The organism is Kribbella sp. NPDC020701 (genome assembly GCF_055562215.1).
Genome location: NZ_JBVHFT010000003.1, coordinates 316,294 through 337,110 on the forward strand (window position 1 = coordinate 316,294; position 20,817 = coordinate 337,110).

The following is a 20,817-nucleotide window of genomic DNA, read 5'->3' on the forward strand; positions in this document are numbered from 1 at the left end:
AGCTGAGAGTCGGGGCCGGACGTGGGTGTGAGGCTCGCGCGGACGTGGGGAGCGGCCATGCGTGGTTTTCGTCGGACAGCTCTGGTCGCCGCGGCGGCTCTGGTCGCCGGACTGTTGCCACTCCAGGCGTCAGCCGATGATCCGGCGCCGATCGTGCTGGCGGCGTTCGAAGGTGGGGAGCCGTTCGCGTTCCCGCCGAACGCGGGCATCTTCGGGTGGGGCAGCGATGCCGACGACCCGCCGACGATGGAACTGCAGACCCGCGCCGACGCCCCGTCCGGCGAGAAGGTGCTGCACGGCACCTACAACATCAGCGGGTACGGCGGCTTCAGCCACGACGTGACGTACGACGTGAACCCCGGCGACTGGTCGGCGTACAAGGGGATCCGGTTCTGGTGGTACGGCCAGAACACCGCACCGCTGCCACCCGGCTCCGGGAAGCGGATCTTCTTCGAGATCAAGGACGGCGGCGCGAACGCCGAGGCCTCCGAGCTGTGGAACACCAGCTTCACCGACGACTGGCAGGGCTGGCACCTGGTCGAGATCCCCTTCAGCGAACTTGCGTACCGCACCGACTACCAGCCGGTCGGTGGCATCGACCAGGTGCTCAACCTGACCCAGATGTGGGGTTACGCGATCACTATGCCGGTCGGTTCGCCGGGTGAGTTCGCGATCGACCAGGTCGAGATCTACGGCAAGGTGGATCCCGCGCTGAAGGCGAGCGTCGTCACCGACGCCGGCGTCTACCCGGTCAAGGAGGGCGGCACCGCGCAGGTGAAGGTCTCGGTCGCGACGACCGGTGGCACCCCGCTCGAGGAGCCGGTCACCGTCGACTACAAGACCGGCACCGGCAGCGCGGGCGCCGACGACTACACCCCCGTGTCCGGCACGCTCACCTTCCCCGCCGGTACGCCGTCCGGCACCGCACAGACCGTGGCCGTCACGACCCGCAAGGACCGCACCGCCGAGGCCGCGGAGACCATCCCGCTCGAGCTCACGGTCACCGGCGCGAAGGCCCCCGCGACCCAGCCGGTCGTGGTGATCAACGCCCACGATCTCCCGTACCTCAACCCCAAGCTCCCGCTGAAGAAGCGCGTCGACGACCTGCTCACCCGGATGACTCTGGCCGAGAAGGTCGGCCAGATGACCCAGGCCGAGCGCAACGCACTGCGGTCCCGCACCGACATCGCGACGTACGCACTCGGCTCGCTGTTGTCGGGCGGCGGCTCGGTGCCGACGCCGAACACCCCGGCCGCGTGGGCCGCGATGATCGACAACTTCCAGCTGAACGCGCAAGCGACCCGGCTGCAGATCCCGCTGATCTACGGCGTGGACGCCGTCCACGGTCACAACAACGTGGTCGGCGCGACGATCCTGCCGCACAACATCGGCATCGGCGCCACCCGCGACCCGGACCTCGCCAAGCGGACCGGTGAAGTGACCGCCACCGAGGTCCGCGCGACCGGCATCCCGTGGGACTTCGCGCCCTGCGTCTGCGTGGTCCGCGACGACCGCTGGGGCCGCGCGTACGAGGGGTACGGCGAGGATCCGGCGCTCGTGCAGTCGATGGCGACCGTGATCACCGGCCTGCAGGGCAAGGCGGACGGCAGCCAGCTCGCGCAGAACAACCACGTACTGGCGACCGCGAAACACTTCGTCGGCGACGGCGGAACGACGTACGGATCGTCGACGACGGGTTCGTACAAGATCGACCAGGGGATCACCGAGGTCACTCGCCAGCAGTTGGAGACGCTGCACCTGGCGCCGTTCGAGACCGCCGTGGATCTCGGGGTCGGCACCGTGATGCCGTCGTACTCGAGTGTCGCGATCGACGGCCAGGCTCCGGTCAAGATGCACGGGAACGGCGAGTTGATCAACGGTGTGCTGAAGCAGCGGATGGGTTTCAACGGCTTCGTGATCAGCGACTGGCAGGCGATCGACCAGCTGCCGGGCGACTACGCGAGCGACATCCGTACGTCGATCAACGCCGGCCTCGACATGATCATGGTGCCGACGAACTACCAGGGCTTCACCCAGGGCCTGACCGACGAGGTCACCGCCGGCCGGGTGCCGGTGTCCCGGGTCGACGACGCGGTCCGGCGGATCCTGACCGAGAAGTTCAAGCTGGGCCTGTTCGAGCACCCGTATGCCGACACGTCGCAAGCGAGCTCGATCGGGTCAGCCGCCCACCGCGCGGTCGGCCGGGAGGCGGCGGCGAAGTCCCAAGTGCTGCTGAAGAACGACGGCAACCTGTTGCCCTTGGCATCCACCGCGAAGGTGTACGTCGCCGGCAGCAACGCGAATGACCTGGGCAACCAGATGGGCGGCTGGAGCATCACCTGGCAAGGCGGTTCCGGAGCGACGACCACTGGTACGACGATCCTGGACGGAATCAAGCAGGTGGTCCCGACGGCAACGTTCAGCGCGGATGCCTCCGCACCACTGGAGGGACACGACGTCGGCGTGGTCGTGGTCGGCGAACGCCCGTACGCCGAAGGGATCGGTGACGTGGGCAACGGTCACGACCTCCTGCTCTCCGATGCCGACAAGGCCGCGGTGGACAAGGTGTGCGGTGCGATGAAGTGCGTCGTGCTGATCGTGTCCGGCCGGCCGCAGGTGATCGCGGACCAACTCGGCAAGATCAATGCGCTGGTGGCGTCGTGGTTGCCGGGGACCGAGGGTGCCGGGGTGGCCGACGTACTGTTCGGCAAGCGATCGTTCAGTGGCCGGCTCCCGGTCAGCTGGCCGCGGACCGGGGCCCAGCAGCCACTGAACGTCGGTGACGCCTCCTACGATCCGCAGTACCCCTACGGCTGGGGTCTGACCACGCAGGCCGCGGCGCGGCAGAAGCTGACGGAGGCCCGGAACACCCTGCTGCGCACGCAGGATCCGTACGCGCTGGCGGCCGGAATCGCGGCCGGTGTCGCGCTCCAGGTCAAGGATTGGTCGGGACCGCAGGCAACCATCGCCCTGGCGGCGGTCGCCCAGTCCGCGAAGTATCTGGAGCGCACCACGGCGGACGCGTTCGGTGAGGACGACGCCGTCGTCGGCGCCGCCCGCTGGATCGCCCAGAACAAGATCGGCCAGAACCTCACCGAGCCGGCGTCCAAGCTAACCTCGGACGCCGAGCATCTGCTGTTGACCGGAAGCCTGAACGCCGCGACCAGCAAGCTGATCGCGGCCTACAAGGCAAGCTGACGGTTGGGGGTGGGCTGATCGCCCACCCCCTCAGCTGGTCACACGGAGATCAGTTCGCGTTCGGCCGGATCCGGGGCCTGCTTGGACAGCCGGTTCGGCCACCACGCCTTGCGACCCAGCAGGACGAGGATCGACGGGAGCATGACGATCCGGACCAGGGTGGCGTCGATCAGTACGGCGACGGCCAGGCCGACGCCCATCTGCTTCATCTCGAGCATGCCGAGGGTCGCGAAGACGGCGAACACCGAGACCATCACCGCGGCCGCACTGGTCACCACGCCGGCCGACTCGGTGATGCCCTTGCGCACCGCCTCGCGCGGCGTCAGGCCCTCGGCGACACCCTCGCGGATCCGGCCGAGCACGAACACGTGATAGTCCATCGACAAGCCGACCAGGATCACGAAGAGGAACAGCGGGATCCACGACACCACGAACCCGACCGAGGCGAACCCGAGCAGCCCTTCGGCCCACGTGTGCTGGAACACCAGCGACAGCACCCCGAAGCACGCCGCCACCGAGGCCAGGTTGAGCAGAGTCGTCACCAGCGCGATCGCCACGCTCCGGAACGTGACCGCCATCATCACCAAGGTCAACGCCAGTACGAACGCGATCACCCACGGCAGCTTGTCCCGCTGATTGTTGCCATAGTCAACGGAGTCGGCCGATTCTCCACCCACGGCCCAGGTCGTCGATCCCAACGCGGCCGGCGCCAGCTCGTCGCGCAACTGGTCCAGCGCAACCTCGGCGTTCCCACTGCTCTCCGGCAACACCGACACGACCGTCAGCACAGCGGTTTCACCAGACTGCCGAACCGCATCCGCCGGCGGTACGACGAACTTCCCGCTCTGTACGGCGGACTCCTGCAACCGAGCCAGCCCCGCGGCAGCACCGTCGCCTCGCGCGACCACGTCGTACGAGAGGCCGCCCTGCGACGGGAAGTTCTCCTGCAGCGCCTTGAAAGTGCGCACCTCGGGAATGCTCTGCGGCAGTGAGTTCAGGTCGCCCGACTCGGTCTTCATCCCGAGTGCTGGTACGGCGAGCGCCACGACGACGACGGCCGAGAGCGACAGGGCCGCCCGCGGGTGACGCAGTACAGGCGCCAGGATGCGGCGGCTGATCCCACCGGGACCGATGCGCCTGTTGAGCCGCCACAGCAGCGGGACGCGCGGCCGGTCGACCCGGTGCCCCAGCTTCGCGAGCAGGGCGGGGAGGACGGTCAACGAACCGAGGACCGCCACCGCGACAACGACGATCGTGGCCGTCGCCATCGACGCGAACGTCGCGTCCTGAGCGACGTACAGGCCGGCCATCGAGACGATCACGGCGACACCGGACACGACCACCGAGTGCCCGGAGGTAGCCGCGGCGATCTCGACGGAGTGCAACGTGTCCCAGCCTTTGCGGCGTTCCTCGCGTTCACGCTTGAGGTAGAAGAGCGAGTAGTCGACGCCGACGGCCATCCCGATCAGCAGTACGACGTTCGCGACCGAGCCACCGTCCGGGAAGAGGTAGGACAGCGGCGCGTAGAAGCCGAGCGCCGCGCCGACGGCCGAGAACGCCAGCAGGACAGGGATCCCGGCCGCGATCAAGGCGCCGAAGGCGAGCAGCATCAACCCGAAGGTGATCGGCAGGCTGAGCTTCTCCGCCTTCGCGAGATCGGACCCGACCTGCTTCCAGATGCCCGCGTCGAGGGAGGCCTCCCCGGCCTGCGCGATGCTCAGGCCTGGGTTGGCCTGCTGCACCTCGCTGGTGGCGGCGACGACCTTGTCGATGGAGTCGGCCGCGTCGTCCGCCGTACCTTTCAGCTCGATCGGCAGCAGTGCTGCCTTGCCGTTCTCCGACCAGACCGGCCGGCCAACGCTTTGGACCGCCTCGAGGGCGGTGAACTTCTGCCGGAGCCGGCCGATCGCCGCTGTCGCGGCGGCCTTGTCCAGCGGTCCGTCCGGATCGGTCAGCAACACCGTCTCACCCGGTTTGCCGGCGAGTCCGGCCTGCTGGATCAGTTCGGCCGCCTGCCCCGACTGCCCGACCCAGGTGTCCTTGTCCTGAGTTTGCTGCTTCGGGATCGCCACCGACATCCCGACCGCCACGACGACGAGCAACAGCCACAGGCCGATCGCCCGCCATGGATGGGTGGCACTCCAGCGCGCCACCCGTACAGTCACCGAACCTCTGCTCACGCTCGTTCTGTTCACAGAACGAGCCTCGCTGGACGGCGCGCGGAACTCAGGAGTCCTGCGCCCCCACCGGAGGTAGACCTACCTCTACCCGGCGACGGGTTCGGCGGCGCGGGCGCGGAGCCGGCGGAGCATCCGGGCGTCCTCGAAACCGACCGCTCGGGCCGCCGCCTCGATCGTGGTGCCGTGGCCGATCAGGTGTTCGGCGCGCTCGAGGCGGAGGAGTTGCTGGTAGCGCAGCGGGGTCAGGCCGGTCGCAGTGGTGAAGATCCGCGTCAGGGTTCGTTCACTGACCCCGATCTGCTGGGCGAGTTCGGTCAGCAGCAGGCGATCGGCGTACCGGGCGTCGATCAGATCCTGCACGCGATGGGCGAGGTCACTGAGGTGACCGCGGTGCCGCAGCATCGCGCTCTCCTGCAGTTCGTCGCCGTTGCGACGCGCGTACACGACCATCTCCCGCGCGATCCGCGCCGCCGCCTCGGCACCACGCGCGACCGCGACCAGGTGCAGTGCCAGGTCGATCCCGCTGGCGATCCCGGCCGAGGTGATCACGCGGTCGTCCACGACGTACAGGACATCGCGGACGATGGTCGCCTTCGGGTACCGCGCCGCCAGCTCGTCGGTCAGGTCGTGGTGGGTGGTGTACCGATGCCCGTCCAGCAACCCGGCCGCGCCGAGCGCGTCGGCACCCGAACACACACTCGCCACCGATCCCCCCGCCGCGTGGTGACTCCGCAACCGTTGGCGCGTCTCCGGGCCGATCGGCGGCACCGGCGACAGCCGCGGCGACCGCCACCCCGGTACGACGATCAGGTCGTCCGGACCGAGGTCCGGCCAGTCCAGCCGCGCCTTCACCGGCACCCCTTGGGCGGTGACGATCTCGTCGATCTCGGCCACATAACTCAGCTGGTAGCCGTAGCCGAGGTCGTTCGCGGTCGAGAACACCTGCGCCGGCCCGGCCAGATCCAGCAGGTGCAGTTTCGGCACCAGCAGGAAGACGACCTGGGTAGTCATGATCCAGTCAGGATGACACGGCTACGGCGGTCAGTTCGTCGAGCGTCCGGATGGTGGCGAACCGGCCGGCCAGGGCGTACTCGGTGCGCTCGGTGACGACCTCGGGGCTGAGCGTCCGCGGGTCGGCCAGGATCTCGTCGAGGGTCGCGTCCGCGGGCATCGTCCAGTGCGGCAGCGGGGTGGTCGCGGTCGCCTCGGTGACGAACACGACCTCGTACCCGAGGTCCGACGCGACCCGGGCGGTGGTCTCGCAGCACTGCTCGGTGCGGATACCACTGATCACGAGGTCGGTGACGCCGTGCTGGGTCAGGAGCTGCTGCAGATTCGTTGTGGTGAACGCGTTGTGGGACGTCTTGGTGATCAGCGGCTCGCCCTCCATCGGCGCGAGTCCCTCGATCAGCCGGACGTGGCCCTCCGCCGGGTCGAAGGCGCCGCCGGTGCCCGGCTCGGTGTGCAGGACCCAGACGACCAGGTCACCGGAGTCCCGGGCCGCGTGGACCAAGCGGTCGACCCGCTCGGCGATGTCGGGGTGGTTCACGGCCACCCAGTTCGGGCGGACCCGGAACGATTCCTGGACGTCGATCACGATCAGTGCGGTTCGGCTCATACCGCTCATCCTCGCGGCGTACGTCGTACCCGTAGTAGACCCGATCGGGGCCGCGACCGGACCGATCCGGTCAGCACCGGGCAATCCCCTCGATCGGACCGGAGACATCGGACGAATTCGAACTGTTACGAACTGTTCCAAACACTGGTCTGGCGTGCTTATCGTGCCGAAAAGCCGTTCTACAACGATTGAGGGGATTGCGATGCCCGACCACCTGCCCCGCCGCCAGGTCCTCCGGACCGCCGGCGCACTGGGCTTGGGTGCCGCCGCCGCGGGCGCTTTGAACAGCACCGCCGAGGCCACCACCCAGGCCAGTTCCACCGCTGGTACGACCGCTAAGTTGGCCGCCATGGGCGAACACCACGGCAAGCTCGAGATTCGCAAGGATCCGTTCGGCATCACACCGGACGGCCGGCAGGTGGACGTGTACACGTTCACCAACGGCCAGGTGACGATCTCGATGCTGACCTGGGGGGCCACCATCCAGCGCGTCGAGACCCCGGACCGGCGCGGCCGGACCACGAACATCAGCCTCGGCTTCGACAACCTGCCCGACTACGCGGCGCTCAGCCCGTACCTCGGTGCCACCATCGGCCGCTACGGCAACCGGATCGCGAAGGGCCGGTTCACGCTGGACGGGACGACGTACCAGATCCCGATCAACAACGGCGAGAACGCGTTGCACGGCGGCACCATCGGCTTCGACAAGAAGGTATGGAAGGCGGTGGTCGTCCGCAACGACAAGGCCGTCGGCGTCGCCTTCACCTACGTCAGCCCCGACGGCGAGATGGGCTTCCCCGGTGAGCTCACCAGCACGGTGACGTACACGCTGGACAAGCGCGACAACCTGCGGATCGACTACCACGCGACCGTCGCGGGCAAGGCGACCATCGTCAACCTGACCAACCACGTGTACTTCAACCTGCTCGGCGAGGGCAACGGGACCATCTACGACCACGTGCTGGAGCTGAACGCTCCGAAGTACACCCCGGTCGACGCCGGACTGATCCCGACCGGCGAGCTCGCACCGACCGCCGGTACGCCGTTCGACTTCAGCAAGCCGACCGCGATCGGCGCCCGGATCCGGCACGACCACCCGCAGCTGATCGTCGGCCGCGGGTACGACCACAACTTCGCCCTCGGCGGTCAGCCGGACGACGACGGTCTCCGCTTCGCCGGCCGATTCACCGAGCCCGAGCACGGCCGCACGGTCACCGTGCACACCGACCAGCCCGGTGCCCAGTTCTACAGCGGCAACTTCCTCGACGGCACGTTCCTCGGAATCGGCAACAAGGCCTACCGCCAGGGCGACGCCTTCGCCTTCGAGACCCAGCACTTCCCGGACTCCCCGAACCACCCCAACTTCCCGTCCACGATCCTGCGCCCCGGCGAAACCTACAGGTCCACCACCATCTACACCTTCGGCACCAAGTAGCCCCGGCTCGCGCAGAGAGGTGGTCCCGTCACCGACGGGGCCACCTCATGCCGTTCGGAGCCCACGCATTGCCTGCGCGGGGTAACGAGCGCAGGGTGGCGGTAGAGGGTGGGTGACAGGTTGTGGCGGTGCCGACGATCGAACCGGCCCGCGGACCGGGGCCGTGGGCGCTGTGGGCGACCGTCGTGGCGGGTTTCGGCACGCTGGTCGTCTCGGTCGCGCTCGCGCTGGCGGGCGACGAACTGGTCCGGCCGGGCCTGCAGGCACTGCTCTTCAACTGGATCACCATCCCGTACCTGATCAGCGGGACCCTCGCCTGGTGGCGCCGGCCGGCGAGCCGGCTCGGTCCGCTGATGATCGCCACCGGTTTCGTGATGGCCTTGACCGCCCTGCAGTGGTCGACCGTGCCGGTGCTGCTCTCGATCGGTCATCTGCTCGACCTGCTACCGGCCGCGATGTTCCTGCACGTGTTCCTCGCCTATCCGACCGGACGGGTGACAGGACGGCTCCGCCGCCTCGTCGTCGGCTGCGGTTACGCGACCGCGCTGGTCCTGCAGCTCGCGAAGATCCTGCTCGGGATCAACCCGGACAGCATCTTCACCGTCACGACGCGACCGGTCCTGGCCGGCCGGATCGAGCAGCTCGAGCTGATCACGATGAGCGTGCTGCTGCTCGTCGGCGCCGCCGTTGTGCTGGTACGGCGACCGTCGGCGAGTCTGGTCCGCCGGCGGCCGGTTGCGTTGCTCGTGGACAGTTTCGGGCTGGCACTGATCATGCTCGCGATCCTGTTCATCGCGGGTCTGCGGGGCTGGCCGCAGATCGAGACCATCCGGCACGTCACCTTCGCGGCGCTCGGACTCGCGCCCGTCGTGTTCCTGCTCGGGCTGCTGGACGCCCGGCTGGCCCGCACCGATGTCGGCACGTTGCTGATGGACCTGCGCGCACACCCGGCCGGCGACCTGCGCGAGCCGCTGGCGCGAGCCCTGCACGATCCCTCGTTGACCATTGCCTTCTGGTTGCCGAAGTACGGCAGCTGGGCCGACTCCGAAGGACATGCGGTCACCCTGCCCGAGGTGGCCGACGGGCGGGCGACGCGGGTCATCTATCGCGATGACGAACCCGTCGTCGCCCTCGAGTTCGACCGGTCGCTCGAGGACGAGCACGAGTTGCTGGACGCGGTCGCGGCAGCGGCCGGCATCGCCTTGGAGAACAGCCGCCTCCAGGCAGAGCTGCGGGCCAGGCTGCACGAGCTGCAGGGTTCGCGGGCGCGGGTCATCGACGCCGAGCAGCAGGAACGGAAGCGGCTCGAACGCAACCTGCACGACGGTGCACAGCAGCGTCTGGTCGCGCTGGCGCTCGAACTCGGACTGATCGCCGGCCGGTCCGCCGGCGACGCCGACACCAAGGCACGCCTGATGCGGGCCAAGCTGCAGGTCACCACGTCGCTGGACGAGCTCCGGGACGTTGCGCGCGGCATCCATCCCGCAGTCCTGACCGGACATGGTCTGGGGGTCGCGCTGGAGTCCCTCACCGCCGAGGCTGTCGTCCCGGTCATGCTGGAGGTCGCGGCCGACGGACGGCTGCCCGAGCATGTCGAGGTCGCCGCGTACTACGTGGTCAGCGAGAGCCTGACGAACATCGCCAAGCACGCCCACGCGAGTACGGCGTCCGTCCGCGTCACGCGGTCCGCCGGTCAACTCGTCGTCGAGGTTCGCGACGACGGCGTCGGCGGCGCGGACACCGAACGCGGGTCGGGCCTGCGCGGTCTCGCCGACCGGGTCGAGGCGATCGGCGGCCGGCTGCGGATCTGGAGTCCCACCGACGGCGGTACCCGGCTCGAGGCGGAGATCCCATGCGGGTAGCCATCGCCGAGGACAGCGTGCTGCTGCGCGAGGGACTGACCAGGATCCTCGGTGACGCCGGCTTCGAGGTGGTCGCGGCGTACGACAATGCCGACGACCTGCTGCGCTACGTCCGCGGCTTCCCACCGGACATCGCGATCCTCGACATCCGGCTGCCACCGACCCACAACGACGAAGGCATGCGCGCGGCGTTGCAGATCCGCGAGCACCATCCCGGCGTCGGGGTGCTCGTGCTGTCGCAGTACCTCGAGCTCGGCCTGGCGATGCAACTGCTGTCCGAATCGGCCGAAGGCGTCGGCTACCTGCTGAAGGACCGGATCAGCGACGTCGAGGACTTCACCGGCGCGGTACGGCGGGTGGCCGGTGGCGGCTCGGCCATCGATCCGAAGATCGTCTCCACCTTGCTGCAACGACGGCGCAGCGACGACCCGCTGGCCGTGCTGACGCCACGCGAACGTCAAGTCATGGAGCTGATGGCGACCGGCGCCTCCAACCAGGGCATCGCGGACGACCTGGTGGTCACGTTGCGGGCCGCGGAGAAGTACGTCTCCGGCATCTTCACCAAGCTCGGCATTCCGTCCACCCGCAGCGAATCCCGCCGGGTGCTCGCCGTACTGCTGTATCTGCGCGCCTGACGGGACACCAGAAACCCGAACCCCTCCTTCACCGGTGACCCGGTCTGCCGAACGCGCCCGGCGGCGCGAGCCTCGAGGTAGACCCCTGGAGGCACCGTGAAGACCCGCATCATCCAGAACCAGCCTGACGACGACGGCACACCGCCACCGGCCAGGCAGCCCGCACCCGCCGAAAAGCGCAATCACTCTTCCGCAAGGAGATCCGTCATGTCGTTCATCCGCAACCACCCCGTGGCCAGCTTCTTCGTCCTGGCCTATGTCCTGGCCTGGGGAGGCATCCCGTTCGGGAGCTTCTTCGCTCCGGGCGCCCTGATCGCCGCGCTCGTCGTCGTCTCCCTGACCGAAGGTCTCGCCGGCCTGCGATCGGTCGGAGCCCGCATGATCCGCTGGCGGGTCCGCTGGTTCTGGTACGTCGTCGCGATCGCCGTACCGCTGCTCGTGCACTTCGTGACGATCTCGGCGAACCAGGCCTTAGGCGCGCCCGCACCGGACACCGGTCAGTTCACGCCCTGGTACGGCATCGCGATCGTGATCGGGATGAACATCGTCAACCCGACCGGCGGCCCGTTCAGTGAGGAGCCGAGTTTCCGTGGGTACGCACAGCCCCGGCTGCAGGCGACCCGCACTCCGCTCGCCGCGACCGCGATCATGGCCGCCGCCATCACCGGCTGGCACCTGCCCCTGTTCTTCATCTCCTCGTTCGGCCTGCAGCCCTTCGAGGCGCTGACCACGGTCGCGGTCACCTTCTGGTACGCGTGGCTGTTCAACCACGCCGCCGGCAGCGCACTCATCACCCTCATCGCGCACGCCACCGAGGGCAGCATCAACACCGAGGACCTCTGGCCCGCCGGCGTGGACGCGACGCGGGAGACCTGGCTGTACGTCGTCGTGTGGTGCGCGGTCGCCGTCGTCCTGCTGATCGGCAGCCGCCGCTTCTGGACCAGCCCCGCACCAGCGGACGCCATCGAGCCGCGCCACCAGACCAACGTCACGGAGACAGTCTCATGACCACCACAGTCCCTGCTCCTGCGATCCACCGCTCGTGGAGTGGCTGGCGTACCTTCGCCGTCGTCCTGGGTGCCGTGTTCGCACTGGTCAGCGTCGTCCTGCTCGCGATCGGCGGCTTCGGGCTGTGGGCCCAGCAGCAACGCGACGGCAACGGCTACTTCACCGCGGGACCGGAGCGGGTCAGCACCAGCACGTCCGCGTTGGTCTCACCGTCGCTGGACCTCGGCGGCAACGGGCCGGACGCGTTCTACACCGACGATTTCCTCGGTGAGGTCCGGGTCGACTTCGCCTCGACCTCCGGCGCACCGGTGTTCATCGGGATCGGGCCGGCCGCCGATGTGGCGGCGTACCTCAACGGCGTCGGCCACGACGAGGTCACGGACTTCGACGTCGATCCCTTCAAGCTCTCCACCACGGCCCGCGCCGGCGACAAGCCTGCCGCCGCACCCGCATCCCAGTCGTTCTGGGTCGCCTCCGCCACCGGCACCGGACCCAGCACGCTCACCTGGACCGCCACGAGCGGCGACTGGTCCGTGGTGATCATGAACGCCGACGGATCGCCGAACGTCGCCACCGAACTGAGCATGGGCGGAACCGTCCCCGCCGTCGAAGGCATCACCGTCGGCTCCCTCGTCGGCGCCGTCCTGATGCTGCTCATCGCCGCCGCCCTCATCGTCCCGGCGTTCGCCACCCGGCCCGCGCGGACGACGCGCTGAGAAGCGGACGAAGGGTTACCTAAGGCGCTTAGGGTCGGGGTATGTCGGAGCCGGTGTTGCAGATTCCCTTCGAGGATGCGTTTCGGTTCGATCCTTCGCCGACGTTCGCCGAGCTCCGGGAGAACCGGCCGGTGGCGCGGGTGCGGACGTTGGCGGGGGCCGAGGTCTGGCTGGTGACGCGGTACGACGACGTGCGGATGGTGCTCGCGGATCCGCGGTTCTCGCGAGCGGCCGTCGTCAAGCAGGGCGCACCGCGGGTCGCGCTGGCCAAGCCGATGCCGAACAGCCTGACCACGACCGACCCGCCGGAGCACACCCGGTTGCGGAAGCTGGTGTCGTCGACGTTCGCGCACCGGCGGATCGAGCGGACCCGGCCGTGGGTGGCGGACCTCTCCGCACAGCTTGCCGAGGATGTGGCGAGAGCCGGGGATGGCGCCGACATCCGGCAGCTGGTCGCGTTGCCCTTGCCGATCCAGGTGATCTGCCAGCTGCTCGGCGTACCGTACGAGGACCGCGAGCAGTTCCGTGAGTGGACCGAGCTCGGGTACAGCATGAAGATGGCCGAGAAGGATCTGGTCGAGGACGCGATGACCAGTCTGACGGCGTACATCGAGGACCTGGTCACCAAGAAGCTCGCGAATGCCGACAAGCCGGCCGAGGACCTGCTCGACGAGCTCGTCCGCGCCCGCGAGGAGGGCGACCGGCTCAGCCAGGAAGAGCTGATCGCGTTCGGGGTGAACCTGCTGGTCGCCGGCCACGAGACCTCGGCGAACCAGATCTCGAGCTGTGTCGCGACGTTGCTGCGGTGGCCGGAGAACTGGGCCAAGCTCGTCGACAACCACGAGCTGGTCCCGTCGGCGATCGAGGAGCTGCTGCGCTTCAACCGCTTCAGCGAGGTCGGTCAGTTGCGCGTCGCGGTCGAGGACCTCGAGCTGCACGGCGTACAGATCAAGGCCGGCGAGGGCGTGATGGCCGCGCTCAACTCGGCGAACCGGGATCCGCGCGCGTACGACGCTCCCGACGAGCTGCGGCTGGACCGGCCGGACAACAAGCACCTGTCGTTCGGCTTCGGGCCGCATTTCTGCCTGGGCGCGCAGCTGGCCCGGATCGAGCTGCAGGAGTCGTTGCCGGCCCTGGTACGGCGGTTCCCGCGAATGAGCCTGGCGAAGCCGGCCGAGGAGCTCGAGTGGCGTCGCGTGCTCGTGAGTGGCCTCGCCGAACTGCCGGTGAACCTCGGCCTCGAAGGCTGAGATCCACCGGCAGGTCGGTCAGGTCTGCGAGGTACTGATTCAGTTTTGCGAGGTGAAGGCCAAGCCGTGCTCGGCCTCGTACTGCTCGATGAAGCGCGCGGCCATCGGCTCGCTCGACGCGATCGCATCGGCCAGCTTCTTCGCCGTACGCTCGTGACCCTCCGGCCAGTCGGACAGCAAGGCCCACGCGCGCATCCGCTTCTTCTCCAGCGCGGTCGGCTCCGGCTGGTCGTCCGCCGGCTCGGCCTTCTGGGCAGTCGGCTCGGGCTTGACGACCGGAGCGGTGATCAGTGCCGGCGGCTGCGTGTCCGTCGCATCCGCGAACGGCGACGGCGGCTGCGGCTTCTGCACGACCGGCTCGGCCTTCGGCTGCGGGGCCAGCGGCTTGAGCTTGGCAGCCCCGTTGCGCTCGGCCCCGTTCGTCGCGGCGCCGTTGCTCGCGGCGCCGTTGCTCGCGGCACCGTTCTGGGCGCCGTTGGACTGGACGACGTGCTGCGGCTCGCTCTCGTCCTCCACGACGACCGCCTCGGCGACCGGTTCGTCGCTGTCGGGCTGCTGGTCGACGATGGCCATCAGCTCGCCGGTCCAGGCGTCCTCGTCGCGGAGAGACATCCCGGAGCTGTCCGCTCGCCTCGGCTGCCCACCCTCGAGCACCCAGACCGCCGCGCGCAGGTCACCGCGCTCCTCGAGCTCCGCCGGCTCGGGGGGCGGCGAGATCGCCTTGGTCAGCTTGTTGGTGATGACCTCGTAGTTGATCCGCTCCTCGAGCATCCCGGCCAGCCGGTCCGGGTCGTACGTCGTCTCGGCGATCTTCGCCAGCCGCTCGTCCTGGTGCTCGGACCGGATGTACTCGGCAACGGTCCCGGCGATGGCCTCGCGGCGGCTCCGGTTCCGGATCTGGTGGTGGGCCGCGCGGAGGCTCTCGTACAGGCCGTAGCCGTGCTCGATCGCCAGCGACCGGGCCAGCCAGGTGACCCGGGGCTCGCGGGCCCACTGGATGACGCCGTACACCGGGCCGGTCTCGCGCATCTGACCCGCCCGCCGCAGCGCGTCGCGGCGACGGGCCGAGCTGTGGATCAGCCAGAGCACGTAGGCGAACGCCGACAGGCCTCCGAAGCCGAAGGCGAGGAACCGCTCCTCCGGCCGCCAGTGGCCGACCACGTTGAAGACGACCGCGACCAGCGCCGCGAAGAACGACATCGCGCGGTAGGCGTAGGCCTGCTCGCCCTTGCGCCGGCGCAGGTCGGCGAGCGCGGCGGTGGCGACACCACCGAGCTCGAGCACGGCGACCGCGGGCGTCACGAGGAGGATCTTGAGGAACGTCGAGAAGCCGGAGTCCGGCCAGGGGATGTGGGTCACGCCGGCCCAGACCTGGCCGACAAGTGCAGCCGCGGCCGCAGTGGCGTAGAAGGCGTAGGCGACCTTGTCCGCACCGGTTAGGGGTACGTTCGCCAGTTCGCCAGTACTGGGATTGCTGGTGTTCTCCTGCAAGACGTGGTCTCCTGACCGGTTTGGGCTCTCCGGCAGTTTCGTCGGGAATGGTAGTACGGCGACCTCTCCCCCGAATGGGCGCTGCATGAGGCTACCGGTTTCCGGCCCCGATAGGGGAGACGAATCCGGAAAACGTCTCGAACCTCCCCACTCTCACCGACCTTCACACCTCCCAATTCATTTAACTGTGACCTTCACAGGGAGGTCACAGGGAAATCGGAGGGTGTCCGAGGGGTGGGTGCTCATGCTTGGGGGCATGAGGTCGAGGTGGGGGTTCGCGGCGCGCTCGTTGAGCGTGCGGGTCGCGGCGGCGATGGTGGTGCTGGTCGCGGTGGTGAGTGTCGTGATCAGCGTGCTGACGACCGCCGCGATCAGCTCCTACCTGACCAAGCAGTTGGACAGCAAGGTGCAGGCGTCGCAGGGCCGGGCGATCGGGGTGCTGACCAAGGGCGGCGGTGGCCCGCCGGGGGATGCGCCGCACGGGCAGGACGCGGGCACGGTCACCGCCTACCTGACGCCGTCGAGTGCCAGCGGCAACGTCATCACCGCGGACGGCGTGGTGGCGGACCTCTCGGACGCGGCAGTCTCCGTACTCGACGACGTACCGGTTGATGGGACGAACGACACCGTTGACCTCCCGGGGCTCGGGGAGTACCGAGTGCACGCGTCGCAGTTCGACGGGATCACGGTGGTCACCGGGCTGCCGACGAAGGACATCGATGACACGATCAACAGCCTGATCGGCTGGGAGGTGCTCTTCGGCGGCGTCGGCGTACTGTCCGCGGGTGGCGTCGCGGTCTTCGTCGTACGGCGTCAATTGCGGCCACTGCGCCGGGTCGCGCAGACCGCCCGCGAGGTGGCCGGTCTACGACTCGACACCGGCGAGATCGGGATGACCGCACGGGTGCCGGACCAACTCACCGACGAGCGGACCGAGGTCGGCCAGGTCGCCGTCGCACTCAACACCTTGCTGGGCCACATGGAGCACGCACTCGACGCCCGCCACCGCAGTGAGCAGCAAGTCCGCCAGTTCGTCGCCGACGCCTCCCACGAACTCCGCACACCCCTGACCACGATCCACGGCTACGCCCAGCTGAGCCTCCGCCAACGCGACCCCGAGCTCTACACCCATGCCATGGGCAAGGTCATGGTCGAGGCCACCCGAATGGCCTCCCTGGTCGAAGACCTCCTGCTACTGGCCCGCCTCGACGCCGGCCGGCCGCTCGACCGCCGTCCAGTCGACCTCTCTCGCCTAGCCCGCGACTCGGTCGCCGATGCGCGGATCGTTGCCCCCAGCCACCTGTGGGAACTCAGCCTGCCACCCGAACCGATTGTCGTCATCGGCGATGAGCAACGCCTGCACCAGGTCGTCACCAATCTCCTGAGCAATGCACGCCGCCACACTCCGCCTGGCACGACCGTCACCGTCGCCGCCGGCCTTGCGGATCACTCCGCCGTGCTCACCATCCACGACAACGGCCCCGGCATTCCGTCCGACCTCCAGCCGAACGTCTTCCAGCGGTTCACCCGAGCCGACACCTCCCGCACCCGCGACTCCGGCGGCGCTGGCCTGGGTCTGTCCCTGGCGCACTCCATCACCCACGCCCACCAGGGCACCCTCACCCTCACCTCAGCCCCCGGCAACACCAACTTCACCCTCGCCCTACCCCTCTGATGAAAGCCGACGTCAGGCAGTCGTGACAGGACTGCACCGGCACTCTCCTCGCGGGCCGGGGGAACTTCCCGGTTCCGCGTACCAGAACATCGGCACCTCGACCTGGAAAGGGCTGAGCTACCTCACCACCAACGCGAGCGGTCAGGCGTCGTACACCTACTACCCGAACCGAACCCGTAGATACCGCCTCGTTTCCGGCGACCTCGTCGGTGTGGGACTGACCGAGCGGACCGGCCGGTTTAGGTACCGAAGAACGGGTAGTGGTCCCGGTTCGGCTGGGATCGCCACCCGCTCTCACGCTCGGCCGAAGGTTCCCGGGCCGACCACTACCCGTCCTTCGGTACGGCTGTCAGCCGGCCGCCAGCGCCTTTTGGGCTTGGGCTGCGAGGGTTCTGGCTCGTTGGTCGTCGGAGAGGCCGTCGGCAACCAGTACGGCGTACTTCAGTCTGAGGGTCTCGCCCGCGGTGAAGGGGAGCTCCTCGGAGAAGAAGGGGGCCGGGCAGACGGCGGCGAAGTCCTCGGAGCGGACGAACCACTCCGGTGGGTGCCGGATGTTGTCGGTGGCATCGGCGACGATGATCGTCGAGGCGGTGTCGGTTTCGTCCTGGCGGGCGGTGAAGCCCATCCACGGTGCGCGCTGACCGCGGAGCTCGTCGCGGCCCTGGCCCTGCGGGGCGAGGATCGTGCCGTTGGTGAACGCGCGCGGACCACGCCAGAACAGACCGCCGTAGCCGGCGTTCGGCCGGCCGGCCGTGGTCGGGCTGCCGATCTGGATGGTCTCGCCGGAGACGTTCGTCATCGCGGTCTCGTAGACCATCACCCAGCCGTCGTCCGCGAGCCGCGCGGTGATCGTGCGCGCCTCGTCGACGACATGCTTGCCGCCCTGGGTGTGCCAGGACAGCTGGTGGGCGAACCGGACCTCGTCATCGGCCACGTCGAGCGCGTCGACCCGGTCGTGGTCCTGCGAACCGTTGTTGTCGAGCGGCTTGTACCCGTTCTCCTTGGTGAACGTCGGCCCGCCCCAGAAGTTGTCGTGGCCGAAGTGCGGTAACGACCAGGACATCCCCTTGTGCCAGAGGTGGTCCCAGGGCCGGTACACGCTGACCAGGTCGCCGGTCAGCGTCCGGATCGGGTGGAAGTACGGTCGCGGCGACTCGTACTGCGGGTCATCCGCGTTGTAGACGTAGGTGAACAGCTCGCCATCGCCCGCGGTTACCTGGATCGAATGTCCGACAGCGTGGTTGCAGCCGAGGTTCTGCGTCATCAATTCTCCCGTGTCGATGAAATACTCCAGGGCGCCCCGAGTTCGCTGAACAACGCCAGCTCGTCCGAGGCCCGGTCGATCCATTGCTCGACGTTGAGCACGACCGGATGCCGTTCGAGTTCTTCGTCCTCCCACCGGATCAGCCCGGCCGGGATCTCGGCCGGGTCCTTCGCCGTCCGCACCGCCTCGACGACGCGGGTGAACCCACCCGTCGCCTCCAGCGGGCAGTACAGCGGTACGGCGGGATCCGCACGATGAGCGAGCAGGTTCTCCAAGAGATCAGCCCGCTCGTACTTCGTGGTCCCCGCGCTGGTTTCGAGGGTGTCGGACGCATACCGCAGTACGGCGCGCCCCTCCGAGCCGTGCACGACCACGGCCGGCTCGAGATGCTCCGCGGCGCACAACGTGACCGCGATCAGGATCGTCGTACCGCGGCCGGTGACGATCCGGACCGTGGACGTATCGTCGGACTCGATCGCGTTCGCCCGGTACAACTCGGTCTCCACCGACCGTACGTCGTCGGCACCCGTCGACCCGTCCAGCAGCAACGCGGCCGCGGTCGCATGAGCCAGCGGGTTCGTCACCGCACCGTCGACCACCGCCACGCCGTCGAGCGTCCGGTGCCCGGCCCACCGGGCCCGCTGGAAGTACCGCGCCTTCCGGACCCACTTGCCGACGGCACTGATCCCGCGGATCTCACCGAGCCGGCCGTCGGCAACCATTCCAGCCAGCGTCAGCGTGGCCTGGGACGCCTGCGCCTGGAAGCCGACCTGGCAGGCCCGTCCGGTCTCGGCGACCACCGCGGACAACTGCTCGAACTCGGCCAGCGACGCGGTCGGCGGCTTCTCCAGCAGTACGTCGACCCCCGCGCGCATCGCCAGCGTCGCCAGCGGTACGTGCGTCTGGATCGGCGTACTGATGATCACCACGTCGACCTCGGTCGCCGCGAGCAGCTCGTCCAGACCACCGAAGACCTGCACCTCAGGCGGCAGCTCCGTGGCCGGCTGCGGATCGGCGACGGCGACCAGCTCGGCCTGGCCGGCCGCGGCGAGCCGGGCCACGTTGCGAACATGGGAGGCCCCGTGGCCGTGGATTCCCACCACGGCCACGCGAGGCCCCGTCATCGACAATCAGTTGCCGATAGCAACACTATTTGAGCTCCCCGTTGACCTCGTCGAGGAACTGCTGGGCCGCCTTGTCGGGGGCGAGCCGGCCGAACAGCACCTCGGTCGTATAGCGCTGGATGATCTTCTCCACCTGACCACCGCCGACCGGCGGCGCCGGCGACGGCTCGCCGAGGTCCTTGCCGATGTCCTGGATGAACTTCGCGGACGCGGCGTCGGCCGGCTTCAGCTTCGGCGTCACCTCGGCGCGGATCTCGGTGTTCGGCGGCACGCCCCGCTCGGCCAGCAGGATATTCCCGGCGGCGGTGCTGTTGGCCAGGTAGTTGACGAACTCGCTGGCCTCCTTCTGGTGCTTCGTCCGGGACGAGATCGACCAGAACATGGAGCCCTTGTAGTAGGAGCCGTTCGTACTCGCGCTGCCGTCCGGGCTCGGGATCCGCAGCAGCTTCAGCTGCTGGCCGGACGCCTTGCTCAACGCGTTGAGCTGGTTGCTCCAGACGAAACTCATCGCCAGCTTGCCCGTCGCCATCGCGGACTGGTCGAGCGGCGCGTTCATGTCCTGCGCGGTGAACTCGGCCGACGGGATCGCCTTCGAGTCGCGCAGCTTCAGCACGTAGTTGTAGAAGTCGGTCGTCTTCTCGGGCGAGACGCCGAGCTTGCCGTCCTTGGTCCACAGCGACTCGCCGTGCTGGCGGGCCCACAGGTTGAGCGCTGCCTCGTTCGTACCGGGTGCACCGGTGCCCCAGGCCTTGCCGTTCATCTTCGTGGAGATCTCGGCGGCGATCCGGTTGAAGTCGTCCCAGGTCCACGAGGTGTCGTCCGGGATCGCCACGCCCGCGGCCTTGAAGACGGCCGGGTTCGCGATCACGGCGAACGAGTTGATCCCCGCGTTCAGGCCGTACAGGCCGCCGTCGAACTCACCGGCGCCCAGCGTGTCCGGCTCGAACTTGGCGGTGTCCAGCCCGTTGGCCTTCTTCAGGTCGAGCAGCGCGCCGCGGTCGGCGTACTCGCGCAGGTACTTCTCGTCCATCTGGATGACGTCCGGCGCGTCGTTCGCGGCGACCGTGGTGGCGAGCTTGTCCCAGTAGCCGGCCCACTCGCCGAACTCACCCTTGATGGTGACGTTCGGATGGTCCTTCTGGTAGGCGTCGATCGTCTGCTGGGTCAGCTTGGTCCGGGTGTCCGATCCCCACCAGGTGAAGCGGAGCGTGACCGGACCGTCGGCGGACGAGCTGCCACCGCCGCCGGAGTCACCGCCACAGGCGCTCGCGGCGAGCAGGGTGGTGGCGATCGCGACGGCGGCCAGGCCTCGCAGGCGCCGGCCCGCGGTGGGTGGGATGTGCGGCCTCATGATGTGCACC

Annotated in this window: 15 protein-coding genes; 8 read left to right on the forward strand and 7 right to left on the reverse strand. The window is 68.8% G+C overall.

The window, feature by feature from the left end; all coding sequences use genetic code 11:
- Window positions 1-57: 57 nt before the first annotated feature.
- Window positions 58-3,198, forward strand: a complete 3,141-nt coding sequence (locus ACZ3HV_RS08655) for a glycoside hydrolase family 3 N-terminal domain-containing protein (RefSeq protein ID WP_465682271.1) — start codon at window positions 58-60, stop codon at window positions 3,196-3,198.
- 38 nt (window positions 3,199-3,236) lie between these two features.
- On the opposite strand, the gene ACZ3HV_RS08660 is transcribed toward ACZ3HV_RS08655, so the two are convergent.
- The 3 genes from ACZ3HV_RS08660 to ACZ3HV_RS08670 form a co-directional block, all read right to left on the reverse strand.
- On the reverse strand, window positions 3,237-5,363 hold the full coding sequence (locus ACZ3HV_RS08660; RefSeq protein ID WP_465682273.1) for an MMPL family transporter: 2,127 nt from the start codon (window positions 5,361-5,363) through the stop codon (window positions 3,237-3,239).
- 99 nt (window positions 5,364-5,462) lie between these two features.
- Entirely contained in the window at window positions 5,463-6,389 is a 927-nt protein-coding gene (locus ACZ3HV_RS08665) for a GlxA family transcriptional regulator (RefSeq protein ID WP_465682275.1), read from the reverse strand.
- A gap of 7 nt (window positions 6,390-6,396) precedes the next feature.
- Window positions 6,397-6,996, reverse strand: coding sequence for an isochorismatase family protein (locus tag ACZ3HV_RS08670; RefSeq protein ID WP_465682277.1), 600 nt, complete (start codon window positions 6,994-6,996; stop codon window positions 6,397-6,399).
- Between the two features lie 202 nt (window positions 6,997-7,198).
- Between ACZ3HV_RS08670 and ACZ3HV_RS08675 the strand changes: the two genes are divergently transcribed.
- The 6 genes from ACZ3HV_RS08675 (at window position 7,199) to ACZ3HV_RS08700 (ending at window position 13,902) form a co-directional block, all read left to right on the forward strand.
- Window positions 7,199-8,431: an aldose epimerase family protein gene (locus tag ACZ3HV_RS08675; RefSeq protein ID WP_465682279.1), complete on the forward strand. Its 1,233-nt coding sequence runs from the start codon at window positions 7,199-7,201 to the stop codon at window positions 8,429-8,431.
- 128 nt (window positions 8,432-8,559) lie between these two features.
- Window positions 8,560-10,293 (forward strand): sensor histidine kinase, encoded by a 1,734-nt coding sequence (locus ACZ3HV_RS08680; protein ID WP_465682281.1) that lies wholly within the window; start codon window positions 8,560-8,562, stop codon window positions 10,291-10,293.
- Window positions 10,284-10,928, forward strand: a complete 645-nt coding sequence (locus tag ACZ3HV_RS08685) for a response regulator transcription factor (protein WP_465682283.1) — start codon at window positions 10,284-10,286, stop codon at window positions 10,926-10,928. The genes ACZ3HV_RS08680 and ACZ3HV_RS08685 overlap by 10 nt, the downstream gene beginning before the upstream one ends.
- Window positions 10,929-11,135: 207 nt before the next feature.
- Window positions 11,136-11,936 (forward strand): CPBP family glutamic-type intramembrane protease, encoded by an 801-nt coding sequence (locus ACZ3HV_RS08690; RefSeq protein ID WP_465682285.1) that lies wholly within the window; start codon window positions 11,136-11,138, stop codon window positions 11,934-11,936.
- Window positions 11,933-12,652, forward strand: coding sequence for a hypothetical protein (locus ACZ3HV_RS08695; protein WP_465682287.1), 720 nt, complete (start codon window positions 11,933-11,935; stop codon window positions 12,650-12,652). The genes ACZ3HV_RS08690 and ACZ3HV_RS08695 overlap by 4 nt, the downstream gene beginning before the upstream one ends.
- 41 nt (window positions 12,653-12,693) lie before the next feature.
- The gene (locus ACZ3HV_RS08700; protein WP_465682289.1) at window positions 12,694-13,902 is read left to right on the forward strand and encodes a cytochrome P450; all 1,209 of its coding nucleotides are present in this window, start codon (window positions 12,694-12,696) and stop codon (window positions 13,900-13,902) included.
- A gap of 39 nt (window positions 13,903-13,941) precedes the next feature.
- On the opposite strand, the gene ACZ3HV_RS08705 is transcribed toward ACZ3HV_RS08700, so the two are convergent.
- Window positions 13,942-15,393, reverse strand: a complete 1,452-nt coding sequence (locus tag ACZ3HV_RS08705; protein ID WP_465682291.1) for a hypothetical protein — start codon at window positions 15,391-15,393, stop codon at window positions 13,942-13,944.
- A gap of 256 nt (window positions 15,394-15,649) precedes the next feature.
- Here ACZ3HV_RS08705 and ACZ3HV_RS08710 point away from each other — a divergent pair, with 256 nt between their 5' ends.
- Window positions 15,650-17,068 carry a sensor histidine kinase gene (locus ACZ3HV_RS08710; RefSeq protein ID WP_465682293.1) on the forward strand — a complete coding sequence of 473 codons (1,419 nt, stop codon included), beginning with the start codon at window positions 15,650-15,652 and terminating at the stop codon, window positions 17,066-17,068.
- A 349-nt stretch (window positions 17,069-17,417) separates the two neighbouring features.
- Here the strand turns inward: ACZ3HV_RS08710 and ACZ3HV_RS08715 are convergent, their stop codons facing one another.
- The 3 genes from ACZ3HV_RS08715 to ACZ3HV_RS08725 are packed head-to-tail and all read right to left on the reverse strand — an operon-like array spanning window position 17,418 to window position 20,807.
- Window positions 17,418-18,332 carry a DUF6807 domain-containing protein gene (locus ACZ3HV_RS08715; RefSeq protein ID WP_465682295.1) on the reverse strand — a complete coding sequence of 305 codons (915 nt, stop codon included), beginning with the start codon at window positions 18,330-18,332 and terminating at the stop codon, window positions 17,418-17,420.
- Window positions 18,332-19,456, reverse strand: coding sequence for a Gfo/Idh/MocA family protein (locus tag ACZ3HV_RS08720; protein ID WP_465682297.1), 1,125 nt, complete (start codon window positions 19,454-19,456; stop codon window positions 18,332-18,334). Before ACZ3HV_RS08720 ends, ACZ3HV_RS08715 begins: the two co-directional genes overlap by 1 nt.
- A 25-nt stretch (window positions 19,457-19,481) precedes the next feature.
- Window positions 19,482-20,807 carry an ABC transporter substrate-binding protein gene (locus tag ACZ3HV_RS08725; protein WP_465682299.1) on the reverse strand — a complete coding sequence of 442 codons (1,326 nt, stop codon included), beginning with the start codon at window positions 20,805-20,807 and terminating at the stop codon, window positions 19,482-19,484.
- Window positions 20,808-20,817: the final 10 nt, after the last annotated feature.